The sequence below is a fragment of the Clostridium gelidum genome (genome assembly GCF_019977655.1).
Lineage (GTDB): Bacteria > Bacillota > Clostridia > Clostridiales > Clostridiaceae > Clostridium > Clostridium gelidum.
The window spans coordinates 1349849-1372975 of record NZ_AP024849.1 but is presented as its reverse complement, the minus strand read 5'-3'; the positions used below and the strand labels follow the sequence as shown (position 1 = coordinate 1372975).

Below are 23127 nucleotides of genomic sequence, written 5' to 3'. Positions count from 1 at the left end.
TTCCCAAGATTGGAAATATATTTACATAGCTCTGCTTTTAATTATGTTTTTTTGTTAAATAGTACGCATAGTTTTGTGCAATTAAACTTCCCACTAACTGCAACTGAAAAGGATGAGATGCATAATCTTGTAATGATTTAAAAGAAATGACTTCATCAAAATATTTATTCGACATAGAATTATAATCACTGGTTACAAAATATACTTTTGGTTTGGCTTGCTGTTTTGGTATTCTTCGTGGAAAGATATGTTCAAAGTAAATTCCGGTATAACTGAAAATAATAATTAAATCTTTATCAGTTGCATTTTTTAAATACTCAAGTTGCTGCTTAAACTGTACTTTTGTCAAAGCTACTTTCCCAAGCATTAACAAATCACTTTGTAAATTCATCGCTACTGTTTCTGCCTTTAATAAACCCAGAATAGCTATTTTTTCATAACGATAAATATCTTTTACTAAATGCTTAAGGGCCTCATAATCAATAGATTCGCAAACTAAGTTCAAACTCTCCTTGACTCTTGTGACAAAATCCAATGAACGTGTATTAATATTATGATGATTTGAATACAAATCAAAATTAAATCAAGTTGTATTAATTAGTTCTTTAAGCTCTACAAAATCATTTAGTCCAACTTCTTTACAAAATCTACTAATGGAGCTGTTTGCCACATGACACTTTTTGGCCAGTTCACCTATATTAGATTGCTTAACCTCATCTATATGGCTTAAAATATAAGAAGCAATTCCACAATTTATTGAACCATCATTACTACTAACCAATTCTGATAGGAATACAATTTTTAATTTATCCCAATACATACTTTCACTCCATTCTTTATTCCTCTGATTCAACTAACTTTTAAGCCATTAGTATTTTGTATTAATAATGCATACTGAAATTTCTTATGACGAAATTTTATTACCTTTATATTTTTTCATATTCCTAATAATACAATTTAAACATAAGCTCTAAAAATCCTTCTAAAATCTCAAAAAGAACCCACAAAATGTGAGTCCTAATTTTGATTAATACAATTCTTTTCTATTTTTACTTTCAATCCATTAATTGATTTCATAAAAACATTTGTCAGCGGTCCAAACACTAACGTATAAATAATGGTTCCTTCACGTACAGTTGTATTTGGTATTTTAAAAATAATTATAATACCTAAAGAGAGTATAACAAAGAATATATCAACATATCGTCTTATAGTACCAAATTGTCTATGTAATTTTAATGCAATCACATTACATAATCCCTCAAATGGCATAGAAGTTAAGTTTGCTATAATCATTAAACTTACACCATAAGCCATTAATATAATTCCAAGAAATAATACAATGCATTTTAACCCATAATTACTTAATTGCAAATTAGCTATAATTCCTATGTCATATAGAAATAAATTCACAATATAGCCAAATACACTCGTAACTATCAGCTGTACTATTTGTATAAGTTTAAAATCATGTCTCAATAAAATAATTTGTCCAATGAAGCAGACATAATTAATAACTGATAAAACAGTACCAGTTTTCATATTAGTAATAATTCCAATGTTATTACTAATCCCAGATATTGTACTTTGCCCTAAATCTGATTTTATAAGCAACGTCATACCAAACGCTGAAATTATTATTCCTAAAATCAACATCAAACTTCTATAAATATATTGTTGATTTATTTTTAAATACTTACACATCTTTTCCATTATCAAATACATCCTTCATTATCTTATTTAATTTAAATTTTACTCAATATCACAATATAACATGGTACTGCCAAATTTACTACAATTCTTGAAAAAAGTTTTCCTGTATCTTGATCAAACCACTTTTTATAACTTAAAAAATATCCAATCGATAGCATCAATATTATACTGAATACACTTTGTATTGAATTAAAAACAACCATAATATATCCCCATTCTCAATTTTATAGTGTAATCTTTTATTATTTTTTGACTTTATCCCTAATTACTAATATCATTATAACAAAGGAATATTAATATTATAAATATCTATATACTATTACATATATACATATTTATGTATATATTATGAGGTGATATATCATATGGACTTGAAACAACTTACTTACTTTCTGGAAATAATAAAAGAAGAAAACATAACTAAAGCTGCTGAAAAACTTCATATAGCCCAACCACACTTAAGCCATCAACTAAAACTTTTAGAAGATGAATTAAATACTAAACTAATACAAAGAACTACCCGTAAGTTTCAGATAACAGAAGCCGGCGAGCTTTTACAAAAACGTGGTGAACAAATGATAAATTTATTAAAAACTACCATAAAGGAATTAAACGATATAAATGAAGGAATCACAGGAACTTTATCAGTTGGCACAATATCTGCTAAAGGTGATACTCTTTTATTAAAAAAAATTAATGAATTCCATAAAGCATATCCTAATGTAAATTTTATAATAAAAGAATGTAACACCATGGAGATTCTAGAACTATTAAAAGTTGGTTTGATCGAGATTGGCATAGTAAGAACCCCATTCAACTCTAATGAAGTTGAGTCTATTCATTTACCTTCTGAGCCCATGATAGCAGTATATTGCAACGATACTTATTTTAATGATAATAAAAATTCTATTAATATTTCCGAACTTAAAGATAAACCATTATTAATAAGTTCTAAATTTGAGAATATGTTGTTAGATGTATGTGAAGTATATAACTTTAAACCTAGAATACTTTGCCAAATTAATGATGCAAGGTCTCTGTTATTATGGGCTAGTACTGGAATGGGTATAGCAATAGTTCCAAAAGATTGGATTGACATTTCTAAGAATATCAATCTGAAATATAGTGAAATAAATGAGCCTTCTTTAATAACAAGATCTGAAATTATATGGACCAAAAATCATTATTTATCTTCTGTAGCCAATCATTTTTTAGAAACTTTCATATGATTAATATTTGAGAAATTTTAAATACACCATTAATTTTCTTTATATTCTTGAATATAGATGGGATTACCATAACCAATGATACCCTAATACATAAAAGATGGTTTCCAAGAGTATTCTCTTGGAAACCATCTTTTATAAATCTTCACCATTAGATTCTATACATTTTTTATACCAGTAAAACGAATTTTTTCTTGTTCTATCTAACGTTCCTTTTCCATCATTATCTTTATCAACATGAATGAATCCATATCGTTTCTTCATTTCTCCAGTACCTGCACTTACTAAATCAATACATCCCCATGGAGTATACCCCATTAATTCAACCCCATCTTCTAGAACTGCTTTCTTAATTTGCTCTACATGTTTTTTGAAATAATCAATTCTATATTCATCATTTATTGAACCATCTTCTTCAAATTTATCAACAGCTCCAAACCCATTTTCAACAATGAATAAAGGTATATTATATCTGTCATATAACCAATTCAAAGCAATACGAAGTCCTACAGGATCAATCTGCCATCCCCATTCACTAGCTTGAAGTAGAGGATTTTTATATCCTTTGATTTCATTACCCTCACTCTTATCTTCAGTTGTTGGATTTGCAATTTCTATAGAGCTTGAATAATAACTAAAGCCTATAAAATCAACAGTTCCTTTCTTTAATATCTTTTTGTCTTCTTCACTTATTTTAATATCTAAATTATTCTTCTCCATGAATTTCAATTGAAAACTTGGATATTTTCCTCTCACTTGAACATCTGTAAAGAAATATGCTTCATGTAATTTTTTAATATGCGCCATTACATCATCTGGATTACAGGTTGCAGCATATGATGTAGTATGCAATAACATAGTTCCTATTATAAAATCAGGATTTATTGATTTTCCTAGTATTACTGCCTTTGCACATGCAACAAGCATATAGTGAGCTGCTTGATACTTAGTTAATAATTCATTTTCACCTTCCGAAAATTTAATTCCTCCAGGTTTCCAAGGTTTGCGAATAATCATATTAATCTCATTAAAAGGCATCCAATATTTAACTTTATTCTTGTATCTTTTATACACAACCTCACAGAAATTCAAGAAGAAATCAATTAACTTAGGATTTCTAAAGCCACCATATTTTACAACTAAATTATATGGCATTTCAAAATGTGAAATTGTTATAACTGGTTCAATTCCATATTTTAAGCATTCATCAAATACTGAATCATAAAATAATAAGCCTTCTTCATTGGGTTCACTTTCATCTCCATTTGGAAAAATTCTTGTCCATGCAATGCTAGTTCTAAAACATTTAAATCCCATTTCATGAAACAATACTATATCTTCCTTATATCTTGAATAAAAATCTATTGCCTCATGATTTGGATAATTCATTCCTTCTATTATTCCGTCAGTTACAACTCTGTCTACTCCATGAGCACCTGCCGTCATAACATCACTAACACTTATTCCTTTTTCACCTTTATTCCATCCACCTTCAAATTGATTTGCTGCTACTGCTCCTCCCCATAGGAAACCCGTTGCCAATTTACTCATTCTATTCACCTACACTTCTACAATTAATAAGTCTTCTTGTTTTAAAATCTGCCCACTAGCAATTGGAGATACATTTTTAAATTCACTACTATTTGTCACAACTATTAATACTGTAGTATCATATCCTTCTTTCTTTATAGCTACTTCATCAAATTCGATCAATAAATCTCCCTTTTTAATTTTTTCATTTTGCTTAGTTTTTGCAGTAAAATATTTTCCTTCTAAATTAACTGTATCTATTCCAATATGAATTAGTAATTCAATTCCTTCTTCAGACTTTAATCCAATTGCATGGTTTGTGTGAAATAAAGCTTCTACTGTTCCATCAAATGGTGCATATACTTTACCGTCTTTAGGAACAATAGCAACTCCCTTTCCCATTACTTCTTGTGAAAACATTTTATCTTCAACTTCTGTTATTGCTTTCACTTCCCCAGTTATTGGAGCACTTATTGATACATTTCTTTGCAATTTAACACTTGATGTTGAACTGGTTTGTTCTTGTTCAGTTTCATCTTTTTCTTCATTAATTCCCAAAATAATTGTACTACCTAATGCTAAGAAAATACTAATACAAACTCCAATAATAATATGGATAAAACTATTAGCAACATAAGTTGGTAATGCTAATAAACCTGGTAGAATTAATGTAGTACCTGCACCTCCAAAGAAGTTAACATAAGCTGCACCAATACCACCTGAAACCATTGCACAAATCATTGGTTTTTTATATTTTAAATTATAACCATACATAGCTGGTTCAGTAATTCCAAATAAAGCTGTGATTCCACTAGTCAATGCTCCAGATTTTCTTGTCTTATTCCTTGCTAAAATAAATACACCTAAACATGCTCCAGCTTGTGCCATATTTCCTGTTAATTGTGCTGGTGAAATATATGTTTTACCAAACTCTGCAATTAATTGAGTGTTAATTGGTGTAACAGCATAATGCATACCAAACATTACCAATAAAGGTCTGAATGTTCCAAATATAAATGCTCCAAATATACCACTTGTTGCATACAACCATTGTATTCCTAATGCTATATAACGCCCTAAATATATCCCTATAGGTCCTATTGCGATTAATTCTAATGGAACCATAATAAATAACACTAACATCGGAACAAATAATATTCTAAATGCTTCCGGAATAATTTTCTCTACTTTTCTATATACCTTACTTAATATCCATACAGATAAAATAATTGGGATAATTGTGGATTTATAATTTACAAATAAAACCGGCAAACCTAAAAAACTAATACTTGCAATCCCTGTTTTAGCTGCTGTATCAGCTCCATTCATTATAGTTGGATACATGTAAGCACCAGCTAAAGCTATAGCCATGTATTCACTAGTTTTAAACTTTTTAGCTGCACTTACTGCTAAGAAAAATGGGAAGAAGTAAAAAATTAAATCTCCTACTAAGTTTAGTACTATAACAGCTCCTGATTTTGCATCTAAAATTCCAAAAGTAGTAATAATAGCTGAAAGAGATTTTACCATACCACAACCAATTAGAACTGGTATTATAGATCCAAAAACTCCAGAAAGCGTTTCAACTCCAGCAGAAATTGGATTTCTCTTCTTTTTAAACGTTCCCACTTCAATTCCACTATCTGAAATATTAATCATTTTTACAAACTCTTCAAAGACTCCATCTACTTTTGCTCCTAAAACTACTTGTAGTTGACCATTCTTAATTTGGGCTTTCAAAACCCCTTCTATTCTATCCATTTCTTCTAATTTAATAATTGATTCATCCTTAACATTTAATCTTAAACGGGTTGCACAATGAGTTGCATATTGAATATTATTTTCTCCTCCTACTAACTCCAATACTTTAACAGCTAAATCTTTGTTTTTCATAAAATTCCTCTCCTTCTTAAATTATAAAATATATAAATAATTATTGAATAAATGCTAGCTTTCTTTTTCAACAATGTTTTATCAATAAAAAATGACCAAGACATATGTATTAAATTACATACTATCTTGGTCATGCCTGATCGAATCAGTAACAGTCCATTTTTACATTATTTAATTTTTTAAACGTTGTATATGTAACAATAAATATAATTTTTCATCATTAGAACAATTCCAACCGTAATTTTTATTAATGTATTTTTCTATTTTTTCTACGCAAGTCAATTCCTCTTTATACTTTTCTTTAATCATTTCATAAAATAATTCATTTTCATTTTCGAGAGTCTTTCCTTCAACTTGCCTTCGTACAAAATACATTACATGCGTAACAAATCTTGTAAAGTTAATGGATTCTTCATCAAAATTTATTTTAAAATGATACTTTACAATATTTATTATTTCTCCTGAAATTGAAGTGACTTTTGTTGTTTCACTCAATTCATTTGAACCCATCTGTGCATTAACAAAATGTAATGCAATAAAGCTCGCTTCACTTGATGGTAATTGTATTCCCAATTGTAGTTCTATTATTTTAAGAGCCTCAATACCAATATGCTGTTCCATTGGATATAAACGTTTTATTTCCCATTGTAGTGGATTATTAACCTTTATAGCTTCATGATATCTTTCAATAGCAGAGTCAATATGATCTGTTAATGTCAAAAAAATTATTGAATTAACTTTTTTATTTAAATAGTTTTCACCAAAACGTATAATCTCCTCTGCTAAAGAAATAGTATCTGATGAAATAGCATTAAGTAATTCAAATGCTTTCATATTCTTAGGAGTAACATAAATAGTTTCAATTATGCTTTCATCTACAAGATCATATGGGATTGAGGGAAATCCAACTCCTTTTCCCATAATAATAACTTCTTCTTTTTTATCATTTAATGCTAAAGCAACATTGTTATTTATCTTTTTAATTACTTGCAATAATTTTCACCTCCTAAAAATAAAATTTAATTTAATTATTTTCCACCAGCAAAATTGTATAACATTTTCTCACGTAAAACTGATGTATCTTTACCAAATACCTCTGCAATCTTATATGCAAATGGATATGGTGTAGCTGGTCCTTGGCTTGTAACTATATTCTTATCTGCTACAACCACTTCATTTATGAAAATTCCACCGATAAGTTTTTCTGCATATCCTGTATATCCAGTTACCTTTTTACCTTCGATTACCTTTGCATCAGATAATACTACAGTACCAGAGCACATTGCACCTATATATTTATTGTTATCATTGAAATATTGCACCATTTTTATAACTTCTGGATTTTCTTTTAAGTTCTGTCCACCTGGACGTCCTCCTGGTAAAACAACCATGTCATATTCTTTTACTTCTTCACCAAAGGCTTTGTCACCTTCAACATACATGCCATGCATTCCTTTTACCAGCTTATCTCCAAAATAAAATGTATCGCAAGTAAGTCCAGCTCTTCTTAAAATATCTACTATAGTTAATGTTTCACCTTCTTCAAAACCTTCTGCCATTAATACTGCTATTTTACTCATAATTCCCCTCCTATTCTGCATTAAATGCATTAAAATAAACCATACGATTTTTAACTTCTAAGCTATCGCCACCAAGTACATCTACCAATTTATAAGCAAAAGCGTAAGCAGTTGCTGGTCCACGACTAGTAACTAAATTACCATCTACCACAACGCTGTCTTCTTTAAATTTCCCTGTTGTTTCAATCTTTTCATCATAACCTACATATGCCGTGAAGTTTTTACCTTCTAACACACCTGCTTTTCCTAAAGCAATTGGTGCAGCGCACATGGCGCATACAAACTTACCAGCTTGATTCATTCCCTTAAGTAACTTAATCACTCTATCATCATCTCTTAAATTTGTAGCTCCTGGTAATCCCCCAGGAAGTACAATCATATCGTATTCCTTTACATCATCACTAATAATTGAATCCGCCTTGACAACGATATCATGACAACCACAAACTTTTTCTCCTGCTATACTAATAGTATGGCACTCAATATTTGCTCTTCTTAGAATATCAACAATAGTTAATGCCTCACACTCTTCAAATCCTTCTGCTAACATAACTGCAACTTTACTCATCTTTACTATCCTCCTATTTGTTTTAATCTTTGTTAAATGCTTTTCCTTCAGTATGGTTATAGTTTAGCATGATTATATGCAACCGAAAAGCATATAAAAATTTCATATATGTAAAAATTAGTTGCAGTAAAACTTATGAAATTTTATGCCTTTATCTAGCTTTTCTCCCATTAATGCTACTTTACATAAGGTATTTCCTATGCTAAACTGACATCATCATTATATTTTTCATGCGCCTAGGAGGGATTTTATGTTAAACAATTATGAGTATTTTCTAGTTCTATCAGAGGAATTGAATATATCTAATGCAGCGAAACGTCTCTTCATATCTCATCAATGTTTGAGTAAATATCTTAAAGGAATAGAGGAAAACTACGGTGTTTCTTTTTTTGAAAGGAAGCCTAAATTTGCATTAACACCTGCTGGCGAATTAATGCTCGAGACTCTTCGCCAAATAGAGCTTGCAGAACAAAATTTAGAAAATCAGCTTATAGATATAAAAGAAGCTAAATCAGGTACCATAAATTTTGGTATTCCAGAAGGTCGTTATTCCATATTAGTTCCTAAGCTATTAAAAGAATTTTATGACCTTTATCCAAAGGTTAAATTAAATATTCATCGTGAAACCTCACCAAAGATGCAGGAAATGGTTCTAGATAATTCTCTTGATTTATTTTTGTCTGGCATAAGTAATATAACTATACATAGCTTAAAATATGAGATAGTTCTCAATGAACAAATGTATATTGTAATCTCTGACAATTTATTAAAACAATATTTTCCACATAAATACCCTGAATGTAAAAAGAATTTTGCAAAAGGTGTTGACCTACGTTTATTTAAGGAAGTTCCCTTTGTTCTTAATGAGAAAAACTTCAATTCCCGTATTCTCTTGGATAGACATTTATCTGAACTAGGTATTTCTTTAAATTGCATTAACGAATTGACTCAGCCTGATATACATTACCTCTTATGTGCTGAGGATTATGCTGCAAGTTTTTGTTTGACCATGTATCTGTCAGGAATAAATCAATTAAATAAGTTTAATAATACAAAGTCTCATCTTAATGTGTTTCCAATTGCAAACTTTACAGCGGAAAATCCACTTGCGCTTATTTATCATAAAAACAAAAAATTTCCCTCTTACATTAATGATTTAAAAAAGATAATCAAAAAATACTGTATCCCACAGTCTCATATTCTTGATGAATATGAGAAATAAAAACATTGGAGCTAATGAACACAATTCATTAGCTCCAATGCTTTTATAATCTAAATAACATATTAATATCATTAGTTTTCTCAAGATTCTTTAAAAGATCAAATCTTCCATCCTTTGTTTTTTCACAAGGAGTTCCTGTAACTAAATTATCAAATTTTAATTTTAGCATATCCCATCCAAATGGTGTTTCTTCATCTCCCAAAGGAACTGGAACCCACTTTTCATAAACGTTTCCATCATAAGTCTCTAAGATTACTTTAGCTGCACAAAAATGTGTTGGATTGTTTGCCAAGTATTCTTCAACTTCTTCATCCTTAGTAACTGTAATCTTTTGAACCAATTCTTGAATTTCAGCATCACTGAAACTCTTAAATACTAACTCTTCTGAATCCATACGTCCATGTTTTAAAGCTACAGCTGAAGTAAATTGAGTACTTGCCTGTGCTCCAACAGCTGTCTTAGGATTAGAATTTGACAGACGGTGCACAAAGGAAGATGTTCTAACATCTACTGATTTAATCACAGCTGGCGTTAAAGAATAACTTTCTCTTAAATCAACCATGGCATCCATCACTGCATGAAGTCCTCTTTGACAAGCATGACGTTTGAAATATATTTTAGTAACCTTAAAATCTTTACCAAGATTGTTAAGCACCTGGCTCATATCACAATGACCACTTGTACCCTTAAATGCTTGAAAAAATCCATATTTTCCTTCAAGTGCTGCATTCGGCCCTGTAAATCCACAGGAAGCAAGTCTTACTGCCCTCATACCAGTCAATGCTGCCCAACCGCTGCACATAATCTTTCCAGAAGTTCCGTCATTTTGATATTCAATTAATCCTCCTGTAAACAGAGACGCAATTCCCATAGCATCTTTTGTTTTTTCAGCATCAGCTCCAATAATCTTAGATACTAAAGCTGCAGCTGCAACAGCACCACATACGCCAGTAGCATCAAAACCTCTTTCACGATACATAAAAGGATTAATTGATTCACCTAAACGAGCATACACATCATAAGCTGCTGCAATGGCTGTGATCATCTCTTTTCCATCTTTCTTGTATAACTGAGCCATAGTAAGTAGAAGAGGTACTAATCCTGAACCTGGATGCCCCATTGCATGTCTGTAGCCATCATCTAAATCTGCACACCTTGCCATCATCGTATGGGCAAAAATAGCAGTATCAGAACCAGTTAAGACTTCTTCCTCCCCTATTAAAGATACTAACTCTTCATTTTTCACTACAGTATCTGCTAATTTTGCATACTCCATTATTTGCTCACTTAATTCACAGTAACGACCAAAGACCATGTTCCCATATGAATCCAATATTACCTGCTTTCCTACCTCAATTGCTCTATCTGATAAATCTTCATATCTAAGATTTACTACGTAATTTGCTAATCCATAAATTAAATAATCCATAATCTTTTATCCTTTTCATCACATTATTATTTGCTACACTTTACTTTCTATATAAAATTTTACCCAAACCAGTTCCGTTCATAACAGAATAGAAAGTATTGATTATAGATATATTAGCAGATTAGCCTGCAATTTCGAAGCACATATTTTTTACAATTATGTAACTTTTATTTGCAAATAGACTGCTGAAGTGTACAAATTCCACTATCTTAATATCTGATTTTTCCCTATTCACAATTTATTTACTTCTAATCTTTCTTATTTCTTTTACTTTACTTTTACTTATATACCTTTCTATTCCTTTGTCTTTTTTTATTATTAAGTAGTGATTTTTATATTCCAAATAACAACTACAATAAATCTCTTCATCATCAATCAATATCATATATAAATCATTACTTCTTAAAGTTTTAATTATTTCCTTCATATTAATTGATATTAGTAATAAAGTACTAATGATTATTTCCATAGTTAAAGCAATAATAAATATTTCATTTGGTTCATTTTTAGGGAATAATACAAATTTACTATTCATAATTTCAATATTTCTTGATATTCCATCTAATATAACGAATAAAAACAGTACTATTGAAACACTGAAAACATATATATTTTTCATATTCTTACTCTCAATATTATCCTCTAATGTTACTAAATCACCTTCTAATTTTTTTCTAAAATTCTTTTTTAAGTAACGAAATTTTTGAATTGCATCAATTGATACAAAAATTATTACTACTATAACTAGAGCAAATAAAATTAATTCCATAAAATATATTAAATTCATATTTTTTAGGCTGATATCAAAATTTATTTTATAAAAATTTTTAATGAACATACTTCCTAATACAATCACATAAATAAAAAATCCAATAAAACCTATCCATTCTATAACTACACTGAACATTGATTGTTTGCCTGGAACCTCTTTATATTTTATTTTTACAATCGCCATAAAAAAATTATAGAATGCTTTTATATGTAATACTACTAGTGTTCCTAATACAGTTAATATTGCTATTATATCTCTTGTTGTAAATTCCATAACTATATCTCCTTCCATATAATAATACAATTATACATAGTCTATCAAAATCCTTCTAAAATATCAAAAAGAACCGACCCAAATCCACTAATATGATTTGGGCCGGTTTCATAGTTTTATGTATATATGTATCTCTTACTTATAAATCTTGAATTTTTGAATTATTTCATTAAGATTTTGGGCAAGTTCTGCTTGACTTTGAGCTGTTTTTGCCACTTGCTCTATTGCCTCCGTAGTTTTATTCATGCTTTCTTTTATTACTTCTGCTTCTTCAGTTGATTTTTGAACTGAAGAAGCCATATTTTGAATTGCTTCACTTACTTGTCCCACTGTTGCAGTTACTTCTTCTGAATCACCTCTAATTACTGCAATAACTCCTGCATCTAATATACTATTTAATACTTCATTTTTTTCATTTCTGTACCCCTATTCTTATTGAAGATAAGGTACTCAATAATATCTACAGTATACTTTATAACTATTTACTGCACTTAAATTTTTTTAATGAATACTTTTTCCAAATTCAAAAATTTCTTGTATTTTCTCAGTACAATTCATAGATCCTTTCTTTTCCATTCCTGAAATTGTAACAATTCCTTTATCTTCCCACATTAAATAACTATTAGTTGCCTTATATTGTGCTATGGCTGCATCATATACACCTGAAACTCCTGAATTCAGAAGTAATCCAACGTATTTATGATGAAACCCTACCTTACCACGAGCATACATACGATCAATTGTGCATTTTAATTGACCAGTTATATCAAACCAATAAATTGGTGATGCAAATACAAGCATATCCGCCTGATCAACTGCTTCCAAAATTTCTGTCATATCATCCTTCTGAGAGCACACACATCCAGACGTAAAACAATATTGGCAAGCAGTACATGGTGACACCTTTAATGAACTAAGCTTTTTTATTGTTACCTCATGTCCACTCTCTCTTGCTCCTTTTGCAAATGTTTCTGCCATAATTTCTGTATTCCCGCCCCTTCGTGGACTTCCGCTAATTACTACTATATTCATCTTAATCCTCCTAATGTTTAATAAATTCCATACGAAATTTATTACTTGAAATATTTTTTACTAGAAATAAAGGTCATGCTTTTGTGCAGTTATACATCAGAAGCATGACCTTTATTTCGGTTAACCATCCCATAATGCAGTTCAGAATTTGTTTATCAATATAGATTCCCACTACTAAAGTTTTACTTATGCTTGGTATTATATTCAACATTTGCTATACTTAGGAGCATATCCAAACAGAGAAATTGGATACATATTTGTAACCACAAGGGTCATAATATGAAGTAGGCATTGAAAATAAGCTGCTGAAGCTTCTTAATGGGAGGTTGTTCCATTATAGTTTGTCCAAATTTTATATTTGGAGCAAACTATAATGGGTGCAACATCCCATTTAGAATGCTTCCAGCGAAATTTTCACAGTCCTACGGAATAAATATGTATTCAATTTCGGCGGATGTAGGCATAAGTATTAGTTCCACTGTGGGTATCTATAATTTATGACAATTCAAATGCTCCTGTATATAGTTGATAATACTTACCTTTTTCTTCAATTAAAGCATCATGATTACCTCTTTCAATAATTTCACCTTGATCCATTACCATAATTACATCGGAATTTTTAATTGTTGAAAGTCTATGAGCAATTACGAAAACTGTTCTACCATTCATTAATTTATCCATACCCTCTTGGACAATTTTTTCTGTTCTTGTATCAATACTAGATGTAGCTTCATCAAGTATTAAAACTGGTGGATCAGCAATTGCTGCTCTAGCTATTGTTAGAAGCTGTCTTTGACCTTGTGAAAGATTTCCTCCATCACCTGTAAGAATTGTATCATATCCTTTTGGCAGATGTTTTATAAATTGATCTGCATTTGCAAGTTTTGCAGCTGCTTTTACTTCTTCATCGGTTGCATCTAATTTACCATATCTAATGTTATCTGCAACAGTTCCTGTGAAAAGATGCGCATCTTGAAGTACTATTCCAAGGGAACTTCTTAAGTCATCTTTCTTAATCTTGTTTATATTAATTCCATCATATCTGATTTTACCATCTTGAATATCATAGAAACGATTAATTAAGTTTGTAATAGTAGTTTTTCCTGCACCTGTAGATCCTACAAAGGCTATTTTTTGTCCAGGCTTTGCAAAAAGCTTTATGTTATGCAATATTATTTTTTCATCATTGTAACCAAAATCAACATCATCAAATACCACTTCACCATTAAGCTTAGTATAAGTAATTGTTCCATCTTCATGAGGATGCTTCCAAGCCCAAGTTCCAGTACGTTTTTTAACTTCAGTTAATTCTCCCTTTTCATCTTCTTCTGCATTAACTAAAGTTACATATCCTTCATCCATTTCTTTCTTTTCATCAAGAAGCTTAAAGATACGTTCTGCTCCAGCGAGTGCCATAATTACAAAATTAAATTGTTGCGACATTTGGTTTATTGTTTGGCTGAAGCTTCTTGTTAATTGTAAGAAAGCTGCAAGTGCTCCAATGGTAAATCCAGCAAATCCTGAAATAGCAAGAATTGCTCCGACTATTGCAGCTAAAACATAATTAATATAACCGATGTTACCCATAATAGGCATTAAAATATTAGCATATTTATTTGCATTATTAGCACTATCAAAAAGCATATCATTTAATTTATCAAAATTAGCTTTTGCTTCATCTTCATGACAAAATACTTTTACAACCTTTTGCCCTTCCATCATTTCTTCAATATATCCATTTACTGCGCCTATATCTCTTTGTTGAAGTCCAAAGTATTTTCCACTTTTTCCACCAATTACTTTAGTAACTTTAAACATTAATAATATTATTAAAACTTGAATTCCAGCAAGTGGTAAACTTAAATAAATCATAGAAATAAAGATACTAATAACAGTAATAATAGCAGATAATAATTGTGGTATACCTTGGCTAATCATTTGTCTTAATGCATCTGTATCATTTGTATAAAGACTCATTACATCTCCATGGGCATGTGTATCAAAGAATTTAATTGGTAAATTTTCCATATGAGAAAACATATCATCTCTTATTTTCTTAAGAGAACCTTGAGAAACGACAATCATAATACGGCTATATATATATGTTGATATAACTCCAACATAATAAATTACTGCCATAGTAATTATCATCTTAAGTAATGGTCCAAAATCTGCACCAGTTTTATTCATTAGTGGAACTATATAATCATCAATTAAACTTCTTAAAAATAATGTTCCAATAACATTCGCAAGGGAACTTATAATAATAGTTACGGATACAATCAAGAATAAAAACTTATATTCCTTAAATACATAAGCGAGTAGCCTTTTTAATATTTTCAGTGAATCTTTATTAGCCTTTACTGAACCTCTTGGTCCATGATTACCTGGTCCTCTCATTGGTCTAGGTTTATTATTTTGACTCATTATTATCAGCTCCCTTCACTTGAGATTCATAAACTTCAGCATATATATCATTTGTCTTTAATAATTCATCATGTGTCCCAAATCCATCTATTTTACCATCATCTAATACAATAATTCTATCTGCTTCTTCTACAGATGAAATACGTTGCGCTATTATAATCTTTGTAGTATCTGGAATTGTTTCTTTAAATGCTCTTCGAATAAGAGAGTCAGTTTTTGTATCTACAGCACTTGTAGAATCATCTAAAATTAATATTTTAGGTTTCTTAAGTAGCGCTCTTGCAATACATAATCTTTGCTTTTGTCCTCCAGATACATTTGTTCCACCTTGTTCAATATGAGTATCATATTTATCTGGAAGAGTTTCTATGAATTCTTCTGCCTCTGCTTGTCTACATGCAGCGATCAGCTCTTCATCTGTAGCATTCTTATTACCCCATCTTAAATTTTCTTTTATTGTTCCAGAAAATAATACATTCTTTTGCAGAACCATAGAAACTTCATCTCTAAGCGTTTCTATGTCGTAATTTCTAACATCAACTCCGCCAACTTCAACAATTCCTTTTGTTGTATCATATAATCTTGGAATAAGTTGTACTAAAGTAGATTTAGCACTTCCGGTTCCACCTATAATACCTATAGTTTCACCAGAATTTATTTTTATGTCCACATCTTCAAGTACTGAATTTTCTATGTTTTTACTATATGAGAAATTAACATCTTTAAAAGTAATAGAGCCATCTTTTACTTCATAAATTGGATTTTCACAGTTTGTTAAATCACTTTTTTCATTTAAAACTGCAGTTATTCTTTCAGCTGATGATTTTGACATAATAACCATTACGAATATCATAGACAGAATCATAAGACTCATCAATATATTAGTAGTATAGGCAAATAAACTCATTAACTCACCAGTTGTCATTGAATTTGAAACTATCATCTTTGCTCCAAGCCAAGATAAAAGTAAAATACAAGTATAAACAGTAAATTGCATTGCTGGGGCATTAATTATAATTAATTTTTCAGCTCTTATAAAGAAATTATATAAAACTTCAGAAGCTTTATAAAATTTGCTTGTTTCATGCTCTTCTCTTACATAAGCCTTTACAGTACGAATTGAAGTTAAATTTTCTTGTACACTAGCGTTCAAATCATCATATTTCTTAAAAACCTCCACAAAATATGGATGTACTCTAGTCATAATAAAATATAATATAACTCCTAAAAATATAATTGCACCTACAAATATTAACGATAATTTTGGATTTATATAAACACACATTGCTGTTGCTGATACAAGCATAAATGGTGCCCTAACAAACATTCTTATTATCATTTGGAAGGCATTTTGAACATTTGTTACATCTGTAGTAAGTCTTGTTATAAGTCCTGCTGTAGAATACTTATCTATGTTAGAAAAAGAATAATTTTGTATATTATAATACATTCCTTTTCTTAAGTTTCTAGCAAAGCCTGTAGATGCCTTAGCTGCATGTTTCCCTCCAAGTACACCAAATGCAAGAGATAGAAATGATACTACTAACATTGCCGCTCCAACAATAGTCACAGTTTTCATATCTTTTTTATTCACCCCATTATCAATAATCATTGCCATTAACAGGGGGATAATCGTCTCCATTACTACTTCTAAAGCAACATATACTGGTGCCAAAATTGTGTCTTTTTTAAATTCTGTTACATAGCTTAATAATTTTTTTATCATAAATTTTCCTCCTTTTTTGTTAGGTTTCTAACTAATACTTCTTAAAAAAAAATTTGCTCTTAATCAGCAATTTTGTTAGATAATCTTTCTATTAAAGAAATTAACACCTCTAATTCTTCATCACTTAATTCATCTATTAAAGATTTTTCAAGTTCAAGAATAAGATTCTTTACATTTCTTTGAATCTCTGTGCCTTTTTCTGTAAGAATTATCTTTTTAAGTCTTGCATCCTTAGATACACTTATTCTTTGAATATATCCATTTTTTTCCATTAATTGAAGTACACTAGTTACTGAAGAACGTCGAATATCAAGCTCCTCTTCCATATCTTTTTGAAATATATCTCTTTTCTCAGAATTATGTTTTATAAAACCAAGTATTCTACCTTGAACACCTGTTATACCATATTTTGAAGTATCTTTATCTAGTTTTCTATGAATTCTCTTAGATAATATAATTATTTTTTTACCAATATGTATTTCTTTATCATTCATAAAATTACATACTCCTACTTTGTTAGATTTCTAACTAATTATATTTTAAATTATGCTATTTGTCAATTCTTAGACACAGTTTAAAAACAGCATGAATTTGTTTATCATGCTGTCTTTTAAATTTACAATAATTCTTCTCTTTTAATATATGGATTTAAGTATCTATTTTTTTTAATAGTAGATTTTCCAATATTTATTGCTTCTTTAGGGCATATGTTTATACATGCCATGCAATCAGTGCATTTACCAGACCATTTTGGTTTATTATTCTCCATTATAATATTATCTACGGGGCATACTTTTTCGCACATATTGCATCCAATACACTTATCATTTACATTAAAATTCTTGTCTTTGTTCTTATAATAATCTTTCCACATTATATGTCCTAAGATGCCAATTCCACCTTTAAAGTCTTTCTCTTTACACTCTCTTTTTTTAAGAGATTCTATAAACTCCAATAACTTACTTTCATTTTCCTTTATTGCATCTTTAGCCCTTTTTTCTGAAGGATTCCTACCTGCTCTTGTATAATTTGAAATATATTTAATAGTACAGTAATTACTTATTTTAATTTTATTAGGTAATAATTTGTTTATTTGACTGAAGCTAATATCTGCACCACCGCCTCCAGTAACTCCAATTGCAAAAATATATGTTTCCTTATTTATTTTTAACTTTGAAACAAATTCATTAACTACAATTGGTAATCCTGAACAGTGAATCGGATATATAAATCCAATTACATCTTCATAATATTCAATTTTATTTTCTTTTAATGCTTTGCTCATAGAAATTAATTCACAGTCTTTGATTTCATCTCTTATTGTTTTTGCAACATACAATGAATTTCCAGTTGCTGAGTTATAAAATATCTTCATGTTTTAACGCCTCCTATTATTATATTCCTTTAATTACGCATACCGATGCTAATTTGCTATTTTAGGATACGCCTTATCTATTTCATAAAAATATATTAACATATCCCAATTGATAAATTCTATATATTATTTATTACTAAGCTCAATAAACTCTTTTATATCTTCTTCAATTGTCTTTAAAGAATTTCGCCAAAATTCCTTATCATTTATATCTATACCCATAACCTTTGCTACATCAGCTATTTTATTTTTTCCTGTAATTGAAAGCAATTTTTCATAGTCTTCAGCAAAAGCCTTCCCCTTTTTGATATATTCAGCGTATAATCCTTTTGCAAAAAGTAATCCAAATGCATATGGAAAATTATAATAATTATACTCTGCATCATAATAATGTGGTTTCCATGTCCACATATATGGATGTAAAAAATTAGGATCTAATCCATCTCCATAAGCTTCTCTTTGAGCATTTAGCATAAGTTCTTTTATTTCATCAACGCTTAAGGCACTTTCTTTTCTTGCTTCAAAAAATGACTTTTCAAATAAGAATCTAGAATATATATCAACAATTACTTGGGTACAATCACTAATTTCAGTTTCAAGAATAGTTAATGCTTCATCTTTAGTTGCATCTTTAATTGCAGCTTTCTTAATTATTGTTTCACAAAAAGTAGATGCTGTTTCTGCTATTGGCATTGGATAATCTGAATTTAATGTAGTTTCATTATTTAAACATTCTCCATGAAAACCATGACCTAATTCATGAGCTAGAGTTACTACATCACCAAAATTATCTCCATAATTTAATAGTATTCTGCTTTCTCCAATAAAATGTAGATTTTCACAAAAGGCTCCACCTACTTTACCTTCTCTTGGCTTAACATCTATCCAATTTTTATTTATTGCTTTACTGGCGAAATCTCCTAAATTATCACTAAATGTTCTAAAGTTCTTTTCTACAAACTTCGTTCCATCTTCATAGGAAAACTTCATATCAGCTTCGCAAACTGGTGCATACAAATCATAAAATGGCAGACCATTTTTATGTCCAAGCAGTTCTCCTTTTCTTCTTAAATATTTTCTAAAAATAGGAAGACTTTCTTTCATCGCTGAAAACATTGCTTCTAATGATTCTTCATTCATTCTTGAATCTATAAGTGTTTTATCTAAAGGAGATCTATATCCTCGTGCATCACAAACAGTTAATACCTCACCTTTTATAGCATTTAGTGCTGCCGCTACCCCTTCTTCTACTTTTTTGTAAGATTTTATTTCTGCCTCGTAGGCTTTCCTTCTTACTTTTGAATCCTTATCATAAGCCATATTCAAAACTATAGTTAAAGGGACTTCTTTAATTTCATTATCTTCTTCAATATCTACCATTAATGTTGAAATCAAATTATCCTTAAGTTTAATCCAAGCATTAGAACCAGTATTCTTCATATTTGCTATTATATTTTCTTCTTTATCACCCAACAAATACTTACTTTGCTCAATTATATCCTTCAAAACAAATTCGTGTTCTTTAAGCACTTCAGATTTATTTATAATATCATCAATTCCATCTATATTACTAATATATTTTTCAAGCTTCGTAGAACTCTCTACTAAATTTGTTAATAGCTTTTCTAAAATATCTGAATACTTTAGTGCCTCTTTATCTTTTGTATTTACACTTAAGCTAAGATTTATAAAAATACCAAGTTTATTAGATAACTCTGTAACTATTGTAAATTTATTTATATACTCTTCTAATTTTCTAGTTAAATTTTCTTTATCTCTAGTTACATCCGTAGCCCATATATTAATATCTTCTATAACCTTAGTAAGCTTTTCTAGATCCTTCTTAAATTCATCACTATTAAAGGCTGAATATATTTCTTTTAAACTCCAATTTAATTCCATGTTAATTCCTCCTAAAATCATTTGACTTTCTTTGTTATTTTGTCTTTCCTTTTATTGTATCATTAATTAAAATAATTTATTATCATAATATTAATAAAAAACTAGAAGGAAAACACTGATAATAGTTGTTTAGCTTCTAGTTTATTTATATATCATTATTTTATTTATCCTTAATTCTAATAATTAAATTTTACTGCTTTAAAATTTATAAGTTGATTTTATATCAATTTGTTCTTTTAATCTTATATCCATTGAGGAACTAGCCACAAATATATTGAATTTACCCTTTTGAATAACCCATTTACTTTCTTCAATACTATAATATGCTAATGATTTTTTACCTAATTTTATTTTGACTTCTTTACTTTCATTAGCTTCTAAGGAAACCTTAGAAAATCCTTTTAACTCTATTTTAGGTCTCTCTACACATGATTCTTCATCATTAATATAAACTTGTATAACTTCTTTTCCTGTCTTTTGACCACAATTAGATATTTTTAAAATAATAGATATATTTATATCATCTTTATCTCCTTCTACTAAAACTTGTAAATCTTCATATTTGAAATTTGTGTATGAAAGTCCATGTCCAAAACAAAATAGTGGTTCTATATCATAAGATGAAAAATATCTATATCCAACAAACACACCCTCACTATATTTAACCTTTTCCCCACCCGGAAATTCTCCTATCTTATGTGCTGGGCAATCCTCTAGCTTCCTTGGGAAAGTTATAGGTAGTTTTCCAGATGGATTTACATCTCCAAAAAGCACTTCTGCCAATGCTGTTCCACCTTCCATTCCGTTATACCAAGTTTGAACAACAGCTGAAGCATCATCTATCCATCTTGTCATATTAACTGGTGATCCACTTAACATTACCACAATTGCATTTTTATTTACTTCTAAAACTCTTTTTATAAGATCATCTTGCTCATATGGAAGTTCTAAATCTGTTCTATCATAACCCTCGCTATCAATTCTACGTTTTATTTTGTCATTCTTAATTACTGTAATTCCGTTATTCTCCAGCTCCAAGTCTTCTGATATATGTTTTAATCCACCTATAATTATTACAGCATCACATGATTTTGCTAGTTCTACTGCTTCGTTTATTAATTCCTCTTTTAGATATTTATTGTTACTATATCCTTTTGCATATTTTACTTGAGTTTGGCCACCAAGTCTCATATTTATTCCAAGAAGTGGAGTAATTTCATATAAAGCTTTTATTTCTGCACTTACTCCTCCATTAGAATGAGTTATGTTTGCATTTTCTCCTATTACCCCTAAAGTTTTTATTTTTTTGTCTTCTAACGGAAGAATTTGTCTTTCATTTTTTAATAATACAATTGATTCTCTAGCAATATCTAAGGTTTTTTTTCTGTTTTCTTCAGAATTATACTCTCCTCTTTCCCTATTATCAGAAAACATATTTATCTTATACATCAGTCTTAAAATTCTTTTTATTTTTTCATCTATAACTTTTTCACTAATTTCCCCTTCTTTTACAGCCTTAATTAAAGGATTTGCAAAATAGTATTCATCAAAATTAGTTGTAACACTCATTTCTATATCCATGCCAGCATTGGCTGCTTCTACAGTATCATGTATTGCACCCCAATCTGATATAACAACTCCATCAAATCCCCATTCCTCCTCTAATATTTTTTTTATTAAATATTTATTATGGGAGCAATAATGTCCAAATAATTTATTATATGCAGTCATTATAGCGTAAGCATTTCCTTCTTTAACTGCTGCCTCAAAAGCTGGTAAATATATCTCTCTTAGAGTTCTTTCATCTAACTCCGGTTCCACATTTAATCTTTCTGTTTCTTGATTATTAACTGCAAAATGTTTTACACATACTGAAATATCATTTTTTTCCTGAACCCCTTTTATAAAAGGCACTGCCATCTTAGATGTTAGGTATGGATCTTCAGACATATATTCAAAGTTTCTTCCACAAAGGGGACTTCTAATAATATTTATTCCTGGTCCTAAAATAAAGTCCTTTCCTCTTCCCCTTGCTTCTTTTCCTAATACCTCACCTGCTTCATAAGCTAAATCTGTACTCCATGTTGCAGCTAGTGCAGTATTACAAGGAAGATAAGTAACATAATCATCAGAATTTCCAATCGGTGTCCAACTATCATCTGGAAATTCATGTCTTACTCCCATTGGTCCATCTGACATTTTTATAGGTAGAATGTTTAGTCTTTCAACCCCCTGTGTTCTAAATAATCCTGCACCATGGCACATACTAACCTTTTCTTTCAATGTAAGCTTTGATATTGTTTCATCTATTTTATTTTCAACCATGGTTGCATTTTTAATATTAGCTTCTATCCCTCTTGAATCAGCATCTATTTGCTTTAAGAAGAAGTCTGAATTAATTGTTTTTTTCATTACTTTCCTCCAAGTTTTCTACTATATTTTATAACTAAGTAGGAAGG

Annotated in this window: 20 protein-coding genes and 1 pseudogene; 2 read left to right on the top strand and 19 right to left on the bottom strand. The window is 29.7% G+C overall.

Annotated elements, in window-relative coordinates; genetic code table 11:
• Positions 1 to 37: 37 nt before the first annotated feature.
• The 4 genes from psyc5s11_RS06195 to psyc5s11_RS06180 form a co-directional block, all read right to left on the bottom strand.
• Positions 38 to 571 (bottom strand): MurR/RpiR family transcriptional regulator, encoded by a 534-nt coding sequence (locus psyc5s11_RS06195; protein ID WP_224036749.1) that lies wholly within the window; start codon positions 569 to 571, stop codon positions 38 to 40.
• Positions 572 to 583: 12 nt separating this feature from the next.
• Positions 584 to 820 carry a MurR/RpiR family transcriptional regulator gene (locus psyc5s11_RS06190; RefSeq protein WP_224036748.1) on the bottom strand — a complete coding sequence of 79 codons (237 nt, stop codon included), beginning with the start codon at positions 818 to 820 and terminating at the stop codon, positions 584 to 586.
• Positions 821 to 1017: 197 nt separating this feature from the next.
• Entirely contained in the window at positions 1018 to 1713 is a 696-nt protein-coding gene (locus psyc5s11_RS06185; protein ID WP_224036747.1) for a YczE/YyaS/YitT family protein, read from the bottom strand.
• 32 nt (positions 1714 to 1745) lie between these two features.
• Positions 1746 to 1916, bottom strand: a complete 171-nt coding sequence (locus psyc5s11_RS06180; RefSeq protein ID WP_224036746.1) for an AEC family transporter — start codon at positions 1914 to 1916, stop codon at positions 1746 to 1748.
• 162 nt (positions 1917 to 2078) lie between these two features.
• Between psyc5s11_RS06180 and psyc5s11_RS06175 the strand changes: the two genes are divergently transcribed.
• Positions 2079 to 2942: a LysR family transcriptional regulator gene (locus psyc5s11_RS06175; protein WP_224036745.1), complete on the top strand. Its 864-nt coding sequence runs from the start codon at positions 2079 to 2081 to the stop codon at positions 2940 to 2942.
• Between the two features lie 132 nt (positions 2943 to 3074).
• On the opposite strand, the gene psyc5s11_RS06170 is transcribed toward psyc5s11_RS06175, so the two are convergent.
• From psyc5s11_RS06170 to psyc5s11_RS06150, 5 genes are all read right to left on the bottom strand, one after another.
• Positions 3075 to 4490, bottom strand: a complete 1416-nt coding sequence (locus psyc5s11_RS06170) for a 6-phospho-beta-glucosidase (RefSeq protein ID WP_224036744.1) — start codon at positions 4488 to 4490, stop codon at positions 3075 to 3077.
• Positions 4491 to 4499: 9 nt separating this feature from the next.
• Positions 4500 to 6362, bottom strand: a complete 1863-nt coding sequence (locus tag psyc5s11_RS06165; protein WP_224036743.1) for a beta-glucoside-specific PTS transporter subunit IIABC — start codon at positions 6360 to 6362, stop codon at positions 4500 to 4502.
• 171 nt (positions 6363 to 6533) lie between these two features.
• On the bottom strand, positions 6534 to 7355 hold the full coding sequence (licT, locus tag psyc5s11_RS06160; RefSeq protein ID WP_224036742.1) for a BglG family transcription antiterminator LicT: 822 nt from the start codon (positions 7353 to 7355) through the stop codon (positions 6534 to 6536).
• Positions 7356 to 7390: 35 nt separating this feature from the next.
• Positions 7391 to 7942, bottom strand: coding sequence for a DJ-1 family glyoxalase III (locus tag psyc5s11_RS06155; protein ID WP_224036741.1), 552 nt, complete (start codon positions 7940 to 7942; stop codon positions 7391 to 7393).
• A 10-nt stretch (positions 7943 to 7952) separates the two neighbouring features.
• Positions 7953 to 8510, bottom strand: coding sequence for a DJ-1 family glyoxalase III (locus psyc5s11_RS06150; protein ID WP_224036740.1), 558 nt, complete (start codon positions 8508 to 8510; stop codon positions 7953 to 7955).
• Between the two features lie 250 nt (positions 8511 to 8760).
• Between psyc5s11_RS06150 and psyc5s11_RS06145 the strand changes: the two genes are divergently transcribed.
• Positions 8761 to 9732, top strand: a complete 972-nt coding sequence (locus psyc5s11_RS06145; RefSeq protein WP_224036739.1) for a LysR family transcriptional regulator — start codon at positions 8761 to 8763, stop codon at positions 9730 to 9732.
• A 43-nt stretch (positions 9733 to 9775) separates the two neighbouring features.
• On the opposite strand, the gene psyc5s11_RS06140 is transcribed toward psyc5s11_RS06145, so the two are convergent.
• From psyc5s11_RS06140 to psyc5s11_RS06095, 10 genes and pseudogenes are all read right to left on the bottom strand, one after another.
• Positions 9776 to 11161: an MmgE/PrpD family protein gene (locus tag psyc5s11_RS06140; protein ID WP_224036738.1), complete on the bottom strand. Its 1386-nt coding sequence runs from the start codon at positions 11159 to 11161 to the stop codon at positions 9776 to 9778.
• 238 nt (positions 11162 to 11399) lie between these two features.
• The gene (locus psyc5s11_RS06135; RefSeq protein ID WP_224036737.1) at positions 11400 to 12206 is read right to left on the bottom strand and encodes a hypothetical protein; all 807 of its coding nucleotides are present in this window, start codon (positions 12204 to 12206) and stop codon (positions 11400 to 11402) included.
• Between the two features lie 135 nt (positions 12207 to 12341).
• Positions 12342 to 12557: pseudogene (locus tag psyc5s11_RS06130) on the bottom strand (methyl-accepting chemotaxis protein); the annotation flags it as partial.
• A 150-nt stretch (positions 12558 to 12707) separates the two neighbouring features.
• Complete coding sequence (locus psyc5s11_RS06125; RefSeq protein ID WP_224036736.1) at positions 12708 to 13238, bottom strand: flavodoxin family protein; 531 nt, start codon at positions 13236 to 13238, stop codon at positions 12708 to 12710.
• 495 nt (positions 13239 to 13733) lie between these two features.
• Entirely contained in the window at positions 13734 to 15665 is a 1932-nt protein-coding gene (locus psyc5s11_RS06120; protein ID WP_224036735.1) for an ABC transporter ATP-binding protein, read from the bottom strand.
• Entirely contained in the window at positions 15652 to 17391 is a 1740-nt protein-coding gene (locus tag psyc5s11_RS06115) for an ABC transporter ATP-binding protein (RefSeq protein WP_224036734.1), read from the bottom strand. The genes psyc5s11_RS06120 and psyc5s11_RS06115 overlap by 14 nt, the downstream gene beginning before the upstream one ends.
• Positions 17392 to 17450: 59 nt before the next feature.
• Positions 17451 to 17885, bottom strand: coding sequence for a MarR family winged helix-turn-helix transcriptional regulator (locus tag psyc5s11_RS06110; RefSeq protein ID WP_224036733.1), 435 nt, complete (start codon positions 17883 to 17885; stop codon positions 17451 to 17453).
• 122 nt (positions 17886 to 18007) lie between these two features.
• On the bottom strand, positions 18008 to 18766 hold the full coding sequence (locus psyc5s11_RS06105; RefSeq protein ID WP_224036732.1) for an EFR1 family ferrodoxin: 759 nt from the start codon (positions 18764 to 18766) through the stop codon (positions 18008 to 18010).
• Between the two features lie 126 nt (positions 18767 to 18892).
• Positions 18893 to 20668, bottom strand: coding sequence for a M3 family oligoendopeptidase (locus tag psyc5s11_RS06100; RefSeq protein WP_224036731.1), 1776 nt, complete (start codon positions 20666 to 20668; stop codon positions 18893 to 18895).
• A 198-nt stretch (positions 20669 to 20866) separates the two neighbouring features.
• Positions 20867 to 22993 carry a glycoside hydrolase family 3 C-terminal domain-containing protein gene (locus psyc5s11_RS06095; protein WP_224038135.1) on the bottom strand — a complete coding sequence of 709 codons (2127 nt, stop codon included), beginning with the start codon at positions 22991 to 22993 and terminating at the stop codon, positions 20867 to 20869.
• Positions 22994 to 23127 lie beyond the last annotated feature (134 nt).

Coding starts and splice junctions, on each gene's coding strand:
- psyc5s11_RS06190 (WP_224036748.1), bottom strand. CDS start 820: ATGTATTGGGATAAATTAAAAATTGTATTCCTATCAGAATTGGTTAGT.
- psyc5s11_RS06185 (WP_224036747.1), bottom strand. CDS start 1,713: ATGGAAAAGATGTGTAAGTATTTAAAAATAAATCAACAATATATTTAT.
- psyc5s11_RS06180 (WP_224036746.1), bottom strand. CDS start 1,916: ATGGTTGTTTTTAATTCAATACAAAGTGTATTCAGTATAATATTGATG.
- psyc5s11_RS06175 (WP_224036745.1), top strand. CDS start 2,079: ATGGACTTGAAACAACTTACTTACTTTCTGGAAATAATAAAAGAAGAA.
- psyc5s11_RS06170 (WP_224036744.1), bottom strand. CDS start 4,490: ATGAGTAAATTGGCAACGGGTTTCCTATGGGGAGGAGCAGTAGCAGCA.
- psyc5s11_RS06165 (WP_224036743.1), bottom strand. CDS start 6,362: ATGAAAAACAAAGATTTAGCTGTTAAAGTATTGGAGTTAGTAGGAGGA.
- psyc5s11_RS06155 (WP_224036741.1), bottom strand. CDS start 7,942: ATGAGTAAAATAGCAGTATTAATGGCAGAAGGTTTTGAAGAAGGTGAA.
- psyc5s11_RS06150 (WP_224036740.1), bottom strand. CDS start 8,510: ATGAGTAAAGTTGCAGTTATGTTAGCAGAAGGATTTGAAGAGTGTGAG.
- psyc5s11_RS06145 (WP_224036739.1), top strand. CDS start 8,761: ATGTTAAACAATTATGAGTATTTTCTAGTTCTATCAGAGGAATTGAAT.
- psyc5s11_RS06140 (WP_224036738.1), bottom strand. CDS start 11,161: ATGGATTATTTAATTTATGGATTAGCAAATTACGTAGTAAATCTTAGA.
- psyc5s11_RS06135 (WP_224036737.1), bottom strand. CDS start 12,206: ATGGAATTTACAACAAGAGATATAATAGCAATATTAACTGTATTAGGA.
- psyc5s11_RS06125 (WP_224036736.1), bottom strand. CDS start 13,238: ATGAATATAGTAGTAATTAGCGGAAGTCCACGAAGGGGCGGGAATACA.
- psyc5s11_RS06120 (WP_224036735.1), bottom strand. CDS start 15,665: ATGAGTCAAAATAATAAACCTAGACCAATGAGAGGACCAGGTAATCAT.
- psyc5s11_RS06115 (WP_224036734.1), bottom strand. CDS start 17,391: ATGATAAAAAAATTATTAAGCTATGTAACAGAATTTAAAAAAGACACA.
- psyc5s11_RS06110 (WP_224036733.1), bottom strand. CDS start 17,885: ATGAATGATAAAGAAATACATATTGGTAAAAAAATAATTATATTATCT.
- psyc5s11_RS06105 (WP_224036732.1), bottom strand. CDS start 18,766: ATGAAGATATTTTATAACTCAGCAACTGGAAATTCATTGTATGTTGCA.
- psyc5s11_RS06100 (WP_224036731.1), bottom strand. CDS start 20,668: ATGGAATTAAATTGGAGTTTAAAAGAAATATATTCAGCCTTTAATAGT.
- psyc5s11_RS06095 (WP_224038135.1), bottom strand. CDS start 22,993: ATGGTTGAAAATAAAATAGATGAAACAATATCAAAGCTTACATTGAAA.